The sequence below is a fragment of the Sulfitobacter sp. SK011 genome, from assembly GCF_003352065.1.
Classification (GTDB): Bacteria; Pseudomonadota; Alphaproteobacteria; order Rhodobacterales; family Rhodobacteraceae; genus Sulfitobacter.
On sequence record NZ_CP025803.1, the window covers coordinates 59,103 to 71,606 of the forward strand.

At 55.1% G+C, this 12,504-nt stretch carries 8 protein-coding genes; 6 read left to right on the plus strand and 2 right to left on the minus strand.

Going from position 1 to position 12,504, the window contains the following annotated elements:
- Nucleotides 1-22: 22 nt before the first annotated feature.
- Both C1J02_RS00260 and C1J02_RS00265 read left to right on the plus strand, forming a co-directional pair.
- Nucleotides 23-1,426: an aldehyde dehydrogenase family protein gene (locus C1J02_RS00260; protein ID WP_114876623.1), complete on the plus strand. Its 1,404-nt coding sequence runs from the start codon at nucleotides 23-25 to the stop codon at nucleotides 1,424-1,426.
- Nucleotides 1,423-2,925, plus strand: a complete 1,503-nt coding sequence (locus tag C1J02_RS00265; RefSeq protein WP_114876624.1) for an AMP-binding protein — start codon at nucleotides 1,423-1,425, stop codon at nucleotides 2,923-2,925. The genes C1J02_RS00260 and C1J02_RS00265 overlap by 4 nt, the downstream gene beginning before the upstream one ends.
- Here C1J02_RS00265 and C1J02_RS00270 read toward each other — a convergent pair whose 3' ends face one another.
- A complete protein-coding gene (locus C1J02_RS00270) occupies nucleotides 2,926-3,942 on the minus strand; it encodes a threonine/serine dehydratase (protein WP_114876625.1) in 1,017 nt (338 codons plus the stop codon).
- A 192-nt stretch (nucleotides 3,943-4,134) separates the two neighbouring features.
- On the opposite strand from C1J02_RS00270, the gene C1J02_RS00275 reads away from it, so the two are divergent.
- Nucleotides 4,135-5,574, plus strand: a complete 1,440-nt coding sequence (locus C1J02_RS00275; protein ID WP_114880269.1) for a mannose-1-phosphate guanylyltransferase/mannose-6-phosphate isomerase — start codon at nucleotides 4,135-4,137, stop codon at nucleotides 5,572-5,574.
- A 26-nt stretch (nucleotides 5,575-5,600) separates the two neighbouring features.
- On the opposite strand, the gene C1J02_RS00280 is transcribed toward C1J02_RS00275, so the two are convergent.
- Nucleotides 5,601-6,299 carry a DUF1045 domain-containing protein gene (locus C1J02_RS00280; RefSeq protein ID WP_114876626.1) on the minus strand — a complete coding sequence of 233 codons (699 nt, stop codon included), beginning with the start codon at nucleotides 6,297-6,299 and terminating at the stop codon, nucleotides 5,601-5,603.
- A 287-nt stretch (nucleotides 6,300-6,586) separates the two neighbouring features.
- Between C1J02_RS00280 and C1J02_RS00285 the strand changes: the two genes are divergently transcribed.
- The 3 genes from C1J02_RS00285 to glgC are packed head-to-tail and all read left to right on the plus strand — an operon-like array spanning nucleotide 6,587 to nucleotide 12,503.
- The gene (locus tag C1J02_RS00285; RefSeq protein ID WP_114876627.1) at nucleotides 6,587-8,980 is read left to right on the plus strand and encodes a glycogen/starch/alpha-glucan phosphorylase; all 2,394 of its coding nucleotides are present in this window, start codon (nucleotides 6,587-6,589) and stop codon (nucleotides 8,978-8,980) included.
- A gap of 21 nt (nucleotides 8,981-9,001) precedes the next feature.
- On the plus strand, nucleotides 9,002-11,209 hold the full coding sequence (glgB, locus tag C1J02_RS00290; protein ID WP_114876628.1) for a 1,4-alpha-glucan branching protein GlgB: 2,208 nt from the start codon (nucleotides 9,002-9,004) through the stop codon (nucleotides 11,207-11,209).
- A 34-nt stretch (nucleotides 11,210-11,243) separates the two neighbouring features.
- A complete protein-coding gene (gene glgC / locus C1J02_RS00295; protein WP_114876629.1) occupies nucleotides 11,244-12,503 on the plus strand; it encodes a glucose-1-phosphate adenylyltransferase in 1,260 nt (419 codons plus the stop codon).
- Nucleotide 12,504: the final 1 nt, after the last annotated feature.

Genomic DNA, 12,504 nt, shown 5'->3' on the forward strand with positions numbered 1-12,504 from the left:
ACCCTGAATTAGGACACGCCCAATGAATGCCCATGATGACCTTGCCGACGTCGATGCCGTTGTCGCCAGTGCCCGTGTTGCACAGCAGGCATTTGAGGCAGGCGGATCGCAGCAACGCTATGACCGTGCTGCACAGGCTGCCGCCTGGGCCATCATGGAGCCTGCGCGGAACCGCAAGCTGGCTGAGCTTTCAGTGACAACCACGGGCTTGGGCAATGTGCCCGACAAGATCACCAAAAATCATCGCAAGACTCTGGGTCTGATGCGCGATATCGCAGATGCTAAAACCTTTGGCGTCATTTCCAACAACACCGAAACCGGCATCACCGAAATCGCCCGCCCCATCGGGGTGATCGGCGCGGTAGTGCCCTCAACAAATCCGGCTGCAACGCCTGCCAATAACATCATCAATGCGCTGAAATGCGGCAACGCCATTGTACTGTCGCCCTCGCCGAAAGGCGTTCCAGCCTGCGTGGCATTGCTTGCGTATATCCACGCAGAATTTGACAAGATTGGCGAAGACAAAATGCTGGTTCAGATGATCCCCGGTAAAGGATCGAAAGAGAAAACCCAGAGATTGCTTGAGATCAGCGACATGATTGTCGTGACCGGCAGCCAAAACAACGTCAGGCGCGCTTATACCAGCGGCACTCCGGCCTTGGCCGTAGGGGCAGGCAACGTCACCGTGATCATCGATGAAACCGCCGATCTGGATGCTGCCGCAGAAAAAATCACCGCCTCCAAGACTTTTGACAATGCAACCTCATGCTCGTCTGAAAATGCGATTGTCGTTGTGGATGCCGTCTATGACGGGTTTGTCGCCGCGCTTGCGAAAGCTGGCGGCGCACTGGTGAAAGATGAAGCTCAGATAGTTTCAAAACTTTGGCCAGATGGCCATCTGAACCGATCTGTCATCGCACAGGATGCGGACAAGATGCTGGCCGCGCTCGGTATGACCAATGAGGTGCCGTCGGACACCAGGTTTCTGGCAGTTGAGACAACAGGGATCGGGCCAGAATACCCTTTGTCGGGCGAGAAACTGTCGCGTGTCGCGGCGCTTTACCGTGCTGCGGATTTTGAGGATGCATTGTCTCTCACAGCCAAAATCCTTGCGCATCAGGGTGCCGGTCATTCAGTGGGCCTGCATTCAACCGACGACGGACGCGCACTTGCACTGGGCCGCGTGTTGCCAACCTGCCGGGTGATCGTCAATCAGGCGCATTGTTTTGCCACGGGGGGTGCCTTTAACAATGGGATGCCATTTTCCCTTTCCATGGGCTGCGGGTCTTGGGGCGGCAATTCGATAGATGATAATCTGCATTGGAAACATTTCATGCAGACCACCAAAATCATTCGCGAAATCCCGACACGAGAACCTTCGGTCGAGGATATTTTCGCAGGCTATTGGGCTGACGTCGGCGCATGATCCTGTCTGCTGAAACGCCGCCACAGGGCACCGTTCGGGATTGGCTCAATACACGGGCTGCAACCGATGGTCCGGCATTTGTTTTTCCGGCGGGTGATGATGATGCTTTGAGTTGGGCCGATCTGCGGGATCACGCAGCCCGGATTGCCGCGCACCTCACGGCACAGGGCATCAAAAAAGGCGAAAGTGTAGCGTTGATGCAGCCCAATTGCCGCGACGGTGTGCTGGCGCTTTATGGCGTTCTTTACGGCGGCTTTCGCGCGACAATGATCAACCTTGTCGCTGGTACCAGCGCCATAAGGTATGCGCTGGACCACAGCGAGGCACGGTACGCTTTCGTACATCAAGATGCGCAGGCGATCTTTGATCAGGCGGCCAGACCGGGACAAATCAGCCAGGTCCACATCAATGGCTCTGATACCGCACAGTTGGTTGATCTTGCCCCGACCGATCAGGCCTTGCTGATGTATACTTCTGGTACAACCGGTCAGCCCAAAGGCGTGGTGCACACCCATGCCAGTCTGCTTGCCGGCGGCTGGACCACGGCGATCGCACATGGCTTGACGCCTTCGGATTGCGGTCTTTGTGTGCTGCCGATCTATCACATCAATGGGTTGTGCGTGACCCTCATGGGGGCGCTTGTGTCGGGTGGGACTGTCGCGATGTGCCCCAGGTTTTCGGCAAGCCAATTCTGGGACCACGCCAGTTCTGCCAAGGCAACGTGGTTTTCAGTTGTGCCAACGATCATCTCGCATCTGCTGCACGCAGAGGCCAACCCAGATGCAAAGACCCGCGCGGCATTGCGCTTTGGACGCTCGGCATCCTCCGCTTTGTCGCCCGACGTGCAGACCGCGTTTGAAACGCGATTTGGCGTCGCGATTGTCGAGACAATGGGTCTGACCGAAACCGCGGCACAGATATTGTCCAACCCTTTGCCCCCCGGTGTTCGCAAAATTGGCTCGCCGGGATTGGCCTTTGGCAACGAGGTTTGCATCCTATCCAATGACCTCAAGCCCATGCCTGTCGATCAGGAAGGCGAGATTTGTGTGCGCGGCCCAAATGTCATGCTCGAATACCTCAAAAATCCGGACGCCACCGCCCGGTCGTTCACGCCTGACGGATGGCTGCGCACCGGTGATCTGGGATGCAAGGATGCGGATGGCTATCTCTTTGTCACTGGGCGCTTGAAAGAACTGATCATCAAAGGCGGCGAAAACATTGCCCCGCGCGAGATTGACGAGGCACTTTATTCGCATGCGGATGTGATTGAGGCGGCAGCGTTTGCGCGGCCCTGCACAAGTTATGGGGAGCGGGTTGAGGCGGCCGTCAAGATCAAGGCAGGGTCAACTCTGACCAATCTGGATTTGATTGAGCTTTGCAGCAAAAAGATTGGTGCCTTCAAGGCACCCGATGTCGTGCATATTCTGGATGACCTGCCAAAAGGACCATCCGGAAAGATCCAACGCCTCAAGATTGCAGAGCTGACCCGTGGTGATTGATCACGGCGCGATCAACTCGTCCAAATGGTCGCGACCCCGCGCCAACAGCACCTCATAAGATGCGGCATCCATGTTTGCCCCACAAATGACGACACCGATCTTTTGACCAAGCAGTCGCGCACGCAATGGCCCGATCATCCCTGCTATCGCCGCCCCAGCCGCAGGCTCAACAGCCAGCTTGGCCTCTTGTTGCAGAACCACCATCCCTGCGCAGATCTGGTCGTCTGTTACGGTCACAATTTCATCGACATAAGCCGCACAGAGCGCGTAGCCGAACGGCAGGGCCATCGGTGGCGCGAGGCTGTCAGCAATGGTCATAACCTTGTCCAGCGCAATTGGCTGACCTGCTGCAAGGCTACGTGACATGCTGTCCGCGCCGGTTGGTTCAACACCAAAGACCTTGCACTTTGGGTTCACGGCCTTGATCGCGGCTGCGACCCCGCTGATCAGCCCGCCACCGCCAACCGACACGATGACGGCATCAAGTTCAGGCACATCCTGGATCAATTCCAACCCGACGCCCGACGCGCCAAGCGTAGTGTCGATCCCCTCAAACGGGTGAATGAAGGTTCGGCCCTCCTCACGCGACAGGCGCTCAGCCTCGGCAAAGGTGTCTGGTCCGGGGTCGCGCAAAATCACGTCAGCCTGTTCGGCCCTGGCACGGGCAATCCGAAAGGGGTTCGCGGTATTCTGCATCACAACTTTGGCTGACATGCCACATTGCCGTGCTGCCCAAGCTGCTGCAATTGCATGGTTTCCGGCACTTGCCGCCGTGATCCCCGCACCAAGCCGATCCTCGGGTATCTGCCGCGCAACAGACAGCGCACCCCGCGCTTTGAACGTTCCCGTATGCTGAAAGCATTCAAGCTTTAGAAATACGGAACCGCCCCCCATAAGATCACCGATCAAGGGCGTTTTCAGCGGTACGACAGGCGTGCGGAGCACCGCATCACTGAGGGAAACAGCGCGGGTTGTCATGGCCTCCAACGTAACACCGTCGTTCTTAATGTTTGCCATATCTTGTATTTCCTCAATGACTTATGCTTAGCTGTATTGCGCAGGGCTTCTGGCTTCCAAGTCAATAGCCGATCGCGATAAATGCTTGGCCGTATAGCAAGCTGAGTATTGAGGTTAATGGTCTGGTGGACTGGTGCTTGGGCGCACCGTGCACTTTTGGTAACGTTCGCCCAAGCGACAGAGGAAGCATTGATGACGTCAAAGAATATCACCCCGGTTATTTTGTGCGGCGGTTCTGGCACACGTCTTTGGCCAGTGTCCCGCAAAAGTTTTCCCAAACAGTTCATTGCACTTGTTGGCAAAGGAAGCCTGTTTCAGCAATCCAGCGAACGCCTGTCTGGCGCTGGGTTTGCGGCACCGCTGATTGTCACCAATTCTGATTTCAGATTTATCGCGACCCAACAATTGTCCGAGATGGACATTGATCCCGGTGCCGTCCTGATCGAACCGCAGGCGCGCAATACAGCACCTGCACTGTTGGCGGCGGCACTGGTTCTCGCGCAGACTGATCCTGATGGTTTGATGCTGGCCGCCCCGTCAGACCACTATATCACCCAAGCGGATGTATTCCGAGACAGCGTACTGCGCGGGATCGCCGCCGCAGAGGCGGGGCAAATCGTGACCTTTGGTATCACGCCGGATCGTCCTGAAACCGGATATGGCTATCTCGAACTGGGCAGCGGCAAGGTCAACGGGGTTGTCCCCCTGAAACGCTTTGTCGAGAAACCGCATTTGGCCGAGGCGGAGCGGATGCTGGCCGCTGGCGACTACCTGTGGAATGCAGGTATTTTCATGTACACGGCACAGACGCTGATTGATGCCTTTGCTGAACACGCGCCTGATACGCTTACGCACGTGCGCGCTGCGGTAGAAGCCGCACAGACCGATCTGGGTTTCCTCCGCCTTGATCCAGACGCATGGGCAAAATGTGCCGATATTTCCGTGGATTTTGCGATCATGGAAAAGGTGAGCAATCTTTCGGTGATCCAACACAAGGGCGATTGGTCTGATTTGGGGGGCTGGAATGCGGTGCATCAGCACGCCGAGATAGATACAGACGGCGTCGCAACACAAGGCGCGTCCTATGCCATCGACTGCAAGGATACATTGCTGCGTTCTGATAATGAGGCGCTGCAATTGGTTGGGCTTGGGCTTGAGAACATCGTCGCAGTGGCCATGCCCGATGCGGTTCTGGTCGCGCATCGTGACCGGGTCGCGGATCTGGGTGATGTGGTCAAGGAAATGCGCAAATCCGCGATCCCACAGGCGGATACCTTTCCCAAGGATCACCGGCCCTGGGGCTTCTTTGAGACATTGATCATGGCGGGTCGTTTTCAGGTAAAGCGTATCGTTGTGACGCCCGGTGCGGCGCTCAGCTTGCAAAGCCATGTGCATAGGTCTGAACATTGGATCGTCGTCGCCGGGACCGCCAAAGTCACGATCAATGAAACGGTTCAATTGGTCAGCGAAAATGAAAGTGTCTACATTCCGGTTGGGGCGGTGCACCGCATGGAAAACCCCGGGAAATTACCGATGGAATTGATCGAGGTGCAGACCGGCAGTTATTTGGGCGAGGACGACATTGTGCGCTATGAAGATGTCTATGCCCGTGGGCAGGGTGCAAAGGGATAACTGCCTTTTTAGGGTCTGTTATTTCGCTAAGCCTCGGATTTGGGTTCGGTTGCTCCAAGAGGATAGCGGTCGAGGGCCACAAACATGCCGTCCGTCCGCTCAGCGACAAGGGTCAAGCTGTTGATCACGAAAGGCTGTGGGATCATGGGCGTGATCAATGGATCAAGCGCCGAGATCACCTTTGACAGTGTCACTTTATCAAGTTTGCCAGTCAGTGTGATGTGGAACTTGAATGCGTCCATAACGTGAGGGTACCCCCAGTTCCGCAGGTTTTCTTTCTGGGCAGGCGACAAATTGGCGCGGCATCGACGGGCATATTCACTCTCGGTAAAAGGCGCGCGAAAGCCGTCCAGCGTTTTGACGACCTCGGCGGCAAGATCATTCAACTCTACCGCATCCCCCACAGGATATAACGCCAAAAACCGTCCGAGCGTGGTCAGCATAAGCCTGTCGAGCATCACAGGCTGCAAGTCCTGACACAGCAATGCCAAAGCATTCTTCAATGCCTGCTCGTTGGTACCTTCAGCCAGCTGAAAAGGCGGTTTGATCGTCCCGTGCAGCCCATACTTCCGCGGCACTTTAGTTATCGACGAGATGTCGAGACCATCCAAATCGGGGTGTCCCACGCGTTTTGCCAACGCAATATCCCACCCCAGCCAAGCCGCGCCGAATTCAGCAAGCGGGCACGGTGGCAATGTGTAATAGATGGCATAGCGGGTGAACACGTGGCATTTGTCCTTTTTGGGCTAAGTAACGGAACCATAGCGGTCAATTGCCAGTCCAGACCAGCTTTGCCAAGGAGCAGGCGATTGCGTGCAGAGAAAATCCCGGTGAGAATCTTACCGCCGAACACAAATCCAAGACCGTGACTATTGCGGAACACCCTTATTTATTGATGGTTTAGCGCTAACATTCTCCGAAAATATAATGTAAGGCCCCTGTAACTGGTTGCGAATGGGGCATTCTGGGTGAATGAACAGCGCGTGACTGACTTTTATCCAAAGAGATCGCTATGCCTGAGTACACCCAACCTATCGCAACCGTAGATGTCCTGCGCGACGATATCTTGCGGCATCTAACGCTATCGCTGGGCAAAGACGCAGAGCATGCAAGCCTCTATGACTGGCGGATGTCGTTGTCGCTGGCACTGCGTGATCGGGTTGTTGAGCCATGGTTCGCGTCCACCCGCAAAACCTATGAGGGCAAGAACAAGCGGGTTTATTACCTGTCGATGGAGTTTCTGATTGGCCGGTTGATCGAAGACGTCACAATCAATCTGGACGTAGAAGGTATTGCACGTGACGCCATGGCAACACTGGGTCAGGACTATGAAACCGTTGTTGCAGATGAACCTGACGCTGCACTTGGCAATGGTGGGCTGGGTCGTTTGGCGGCCTGTTTCATGGACAGCCTGTCAACGTTATCGATTCCCGCCTATGGCTATGGCATTCGCTATGAACACGGCCTGTTCGAGCAGCATTTTCAGGATGGTCAACAGATTGAAACCGCGGAAGGTTGGCTTGCACAACGTCACGCGTGGGAATTCGAACGCCCGGAGGTCGCCTATAAGATTCACTTTGGCGGGTATGTCAGCGAAACGGATGGCAAGGCAAACTGGAACCCTGCGGAAACGGTCCTGGCAATGGCCTATGACACCCCGACGGTGGGTTGGAAGGGCAAATGGGCCAATACCCTGCGCCTTTGGGCTGCCAAACCCATCAAGCTTTTCGATCTCGAAAGCTTTAACCGCGGCGATTACGTCGGTGCGAACGCACCCGAGCGGTTGGCCAGAACCATCTCTCGTGTTTTGTACCCTGACGACACCACCGAAGATGGCAAAGAATTGCGGCTGAAGCAGGAATATTTCTTTACCTCCGCATCAATCAAAGACCTGTTGCGGCGGTTTTTGTCCGAAGGTCACAAGATCGAAGACCTGCACAAGATGGTCGCGATCCAGCTTAACGACACGCACCCTGCAATCGCTGGACCCGAATTGGTGCGCCTGTTGATCGACAAGCATGATTTCGATCTGGATCAGGCCATCGATATGGCACGTAAATGTCTGGGTTACACCAATCACACATTGCTTCCCGAGGCATTGGAAAGCTGGCCAGAAGGCCTTTTTGCACGGATATTGCCGCGTCATCATCGGATCATTGAAATGATCCAGGAGCGCCATTTGGCCGCAACAGGGTCTGATATTCGGATCATTGAGCACGGCAACGTCAAAATGGGCGAACTGGCCTTTATCATGGCGCATAGGGTGAATGGAGTGTCGGCGCTGCATTCCGAATTGGTCAAGGAAACCGTGTTCGCCGATCTGCACAAAGCCTATCCTGATCGCATCCTCAACCAGACAAACGGGATCACGCCACGCCGTTGGCTCTATTCATGTAACCCAGCGCTGCGCGGCCTGATCAACGACACCATTGGCACCAGTTGGCAGGAGGATCTGGAAAAGCTGCAAGATCTGAATGCACATCTGGACGACGGCGCATTTCAAAAGGCGTTTCGCGATGCCAAGACCCAAAACAAGCACCATCTGGCCAGGTGGCTGAAAGATCGCGATGACGTTACGCTGAACACCGATGCGATGTTCGATATCCAGATCAAGCGCATTCACGAATACAAGCGCCAGCATATGAACATTCTTGAAACGATCGCGCTTTGGAATGAAATCCGCGACAATCCGATGGGCAATTGGACACCACGGGTCAAAATTTTTGGCGGCAAGGCTGCACCGGGTTATGCGCTGGCCAAATCAATCATTCGCCTGATCAATGACGTTGCGGCGACCATCAACAACGATCCTTTGACACGTGATCTGCTCCAGGTGATTTATCCTGAGAATTACAATGTTTCGATGGCAGAGATTTTGATCCCGGCCTCTGACCTGTCAGAGCAAATCTCAACGGCAGGCAAAGAGGCGTCTGGCACGGGCAACATGAAGCTATCCCTGAACGGCAGTCCCACAATCGGGACGCTGGACGGGGCCAACGTTGAAATTCGCGATCATGTAGGGGCCGAAAACTTCTTTCTCTTCGGGCTCACTGCCGCCCAGGCACAAGAGGCACGCACACATCATGGCTATGCCCGGCGCGCCATTGAGAACAGCCCGCGTCTTCGCCGTGTGCTTGGACAGATTGCAGATGGCGTATTTTCGGGCGGTGACCGGTCGCGGTATTCAAGCATTCTGACCAACCTTTGGGAACACGACTATTTCCTCGTGAGCTGCGACTTTGACGATTACTTTGCAAAACAACGTGAAGTTGATGCAGTATATCAGGATGTTACACGCTGGACGCGGATGGCCGCAGCGAACACCGCCGGGATGGGGTGGTTTTCTTCCGACCGAACCATTCGAGGATACGCACATGACATCTGGGGTGTGACCTCAGTCCGCTGATGGCGTGGAAAAGCATAAGGGATGGATGACGTGATCAATTCGAACGATATGCAAAAAATCGTGAATGGTACCCATTCTGACCCGTTTTCCGTGCTTGGCATGCACATTATCGACAGCAAGGTGACAATACGGGTTTTTCATCCTGACGCTGATGCAATTGATGTACTGGACAGCAAATCAGGCCGCAAAGCCTTGTCGCTTACCCCCTCGCCCGATGCACCTGCCGTCTATACCGGCGTGGCGTCGCGCCGCAAAAAGCCGTTTGGGTACCGTTTGCGGATCACCAATGGCGATCACGTTTGGGAAATGGATGACCCTTATCGATTCGGCCCGGTATTGGGTGAATTGGACGAACATCTGATCGCTGAGGGCGCGCATCTTGATCTATGGAAGGTGCTTGGGGCGCATGTCATGGTTCATGAAGGCGCAGATGGCACACATTTCGCGGTCTGGGCACCAAATGCCTCGCGTGTTTCGGTGATCGGAGATTTTAACGGCTGGGATGGTCGGCGAAATCCGATGCGGCGGCGCGGCCAGACAGGTGTCTGGGAGGTGTTCATGCCCGGCCTGACCGAAGGCGAAGCCTATAAATACGAACTGCTTGATGGGCAGGGCACATTGTTACCGCAAAAGGCCGACCCTTTTGGATTTGGTGCCGAACACCCTCCAAAAACCGCGTCTGTCATTCGCAAGCTGGAAGGTCACAGTTGGACCGATGCAACCTGGATGCGCAAACGTGAGGCCCTGCACCGCATCGACCAGCCAATTTCAATTTACGAGGTTCATCTTGGATCCTGGCGGCGCGTCCCGGAGGACGGCAATCGCCCGCTGTCATACGATGAACATGCGCAACAATTGGTGCGCTACGCCAAAGATATGGGCTTTACCCATATTGAGCTGATGCCCGTCTCTGAATTCCCTTTTGACGGCTCTTGGGGGTATCAGCCTGTCGGGCTTTATGCGCCGACCATCCGGCACGGCACTTTGCAGGAATTCCGCGCTTTTGTTGAGGCATGCCACCACGCCGATATCGGACTGATCCTTGACTGGGTGCCAGGGCATTTCCCCGAAGATCAGCACGGGCTGGGTCTGTTTGACGGCACACCGCTTTATGAACATGCCGACCGCAAAGAAGGGTTTCATCCAGACTGGAACACGCTGGTCTATAATTACGGTCGCCGTGAAGTGTCGAACTATCTTGTGGCCAATGCATTGTATTGGCTGCGCGAGCACCACATTGATGGTCTGAGGGTCGATGCCGTGGCTTCGATGCTATATCGTGACTATTCGCGCAAAGAAGGTGAATGGGTGCCGAACAAGGACGGCGGACGCGAGAATCTTGAGGCGATATCGTTCCTGCAGCGCACCAATACCGTCGCTTATGGCGATGTGCCCGGCATTGTAACCGTGGCCGAAGAATCGACAGCATTTCCCGGGGTCAGTGCGCCCGTTGATCATGGCGGCCTGGGCTTTGGCTTCAAATGGAACATGGGGTGGATGAATGACACCCTGTCCTACATGGCCGAGGACCCGATCCATCGGAAATACCACCACCACAAAATGACCTTTGGCCTGCACTATGCATTTTCAGAGAACTTTGTGCTGCCGATCAGCCATGACGAAGTGGTGCATGGCAAAGGGTCGATGATCGAGAAAATGCCGGGGCATGGCGATGACAAATTCGCCAACCTGCGGGCCTATTACGGGTTTATGTGGGGCCATCCGGGCAAAAAGCTTTTGTTCATGGGTTGCGAGTTTGCGCAAGGTGTCGAATGGAACCACGACAGCAGCCTTGATTGGCATCTGCTGGATCATCCGCTGCATGCGGGCATGCAAAACCTTGTGCGGGACCTGAACACGCTGTTGCGTGATACGGCCGCCCTGCACCAGCTTGATTGTAAGCCAGAAGGGTTTGAGTGGATCGAGGAAGGGGCGGCAGAAGAATCTCTTTTTGCATGGTTGCGCAAAGGCTCTGATGGCACGGCACCTGTATTGGTGGTTAGCAATTTTACCCCCGTTGAACGCAGTGCGCGGCGCATCGGCGTCCCACGTCCGGGGCGCTGGGTTGAAAAGCTCAACACGGACGCCAGTATCTATGGCGGGGGTGATCGTGGGAATATGGGTTTTGCTGACAGCGAACAAATTGCCGCCTCTGGTCGGCCCCATTCGATTTCGCTGACCATTCCACCGCTAACAACTCTATTCTTTGAATTAAAAGAGGGTGACTAGCCCCATGACCGACGGCATTTAGGGAGGACGACAAATGGATACAGAACCACAACGACTGGCCCAGCAAACGATGGCGTTCGTACTTGCGGGGGGCCGCGGCAGCAGGTTGTTTGAACTGACCGACAAAAGAGCCAAGCCAGCAATGTATTTTGGTGGCAAGAGCCGGATTATTGATTTCGCCCTGTCCAACGCTGTGAATTCCGGCATCCGCCGTATCGGTGTCGCGACGCAGTACAAGGCACATTCCCTGATCAGGCATTTGCAGCGCGGATGGAGCTTTTTCCGCGCAGAACGCAACGAGTCGCTTGATATCCTGCCTGCATCACAACAGATGAACAATGAAAACTGGTACAAAGGAACCGCCGACGCGGTGACCCAGAATATCGAGATCATTCGCGGTTATGGCCCGAAATACATTATCATTCTGGCCGGCGACCACATCTACAAACAAGACTATTCTCTGATGGTCAAACATCATGTCGAAAGCGGTGCGGACGTCACCGTGGGCTGTATCGAAGTCCCCCGGATGGAGGCCACGGGCTTTGGCGTGATGAAAGTGGATGACACGGATCGCATCCTTGATTTCGTCGAGAAACCCGCAGACCCGCCCGCCATGCCCGGCCATCCCGACATGGCATTGGCAAGCATGGGAATCTACGTGTTCAAAACGGACTATCTGGCCGAATTGTTGGAAAAAGACGCGGCCAATCCCACATCCAAGCACGATTTTGGCGGCGATATTATTCCTGACATTGTCAAGAACGGCAAAGCCATCGCACATCCCTTCAGCCGCTCGTGTGTTCGGACCGGGCTGGAGGAAAAACCATATTGGCGGGATGTGGGGACTGTCGATGCGTTCTGGCAGGCAAACGTCGATCTGACCGATTTCAAGCCAGAGCTTGATCTTTACGACAACTCCTGGCCGATCTGGACTTATTCAGAGCTGACTGCCCCTGCGAAATTCATCCACAACGAAGAAGGACGGCGCGGTCATGCCGTGTCTTCCATGGTCTCGGGGGGCTGTATTATTTCCGGGTCGTCGCTTGAACGGTGCTTTTTGTTTACGGGCGTCAGAACCCATTCGTTTTCGCAACTCGAAGGCGTTGTCGCGATGCCTTATGCCGAAATTAATCGCAACGCGCGTTTGAAAAATGTCGTCATTGATCGGGGTGTTACCATACCCGAAGGTCTGGTTGTTGGCGAAGACGCCAAGCTTGACGCGAAGAGGTTTCGGCGCAGCAAAAATGGCGTTTGCCTGATCACCCAGCCCATGATCGACGCATTGGAAAAATGAC

What these genes read in the sequence shown, in the direction of transcription:
- C1J02_RS00260 (WP_114876623.1), top strand. Translation starts at nt 23, where the DNA reads ATGAATGCCCATGATGACCTTGCCGACGTCGATGCCGTTGTCGCCAGT.
- C1J02_RS00265 (WP_114876624.1), top strand. Translation starts at nt 1,423, where the DNA reads ATGATCCTGTCTGCTGAAACGCCGCCACAGGGCACCGTTCGGGATTGG.
- C1J02_RS00270 (WP_114876625.1), bottom strand. Translation starts at nt 3,942, where the DNA reads ATGGCAAACATTAAGAACGACGGTGTTACGTTGGAGGCCATGACAACC.
- C1J02_RS00275 (WP_114880269.1), top strand. Translation starts at nt 4,135, where the DNA reads ATGACGTCAAAGAATATCACCCCGGTTATTTTGTGCGGCGGTTCTGGC.
- C1J02_RS00285 (WP_114876627.1), top strand. Translation starts at nt 6,587, where the DNA reads ATGCCTGAGTACACCCAACCTATCGCAACCGTAGATGTCCTGCGCGAC.
- glgB (WP_114876628.1), top strand. Translation starts at nt 9,002, where the DNA reads ATGGATGACGTGATCAATTCGAACGATATGCAAAAAATCGTGAATGGT.
- glgC (WP_114876629.1), top strand. Translation starts at nt 11,244, where the DNA reads ATGGATACAGAACCACAACGACTGGCCCAGCAAACGATGGCGTTCGTA.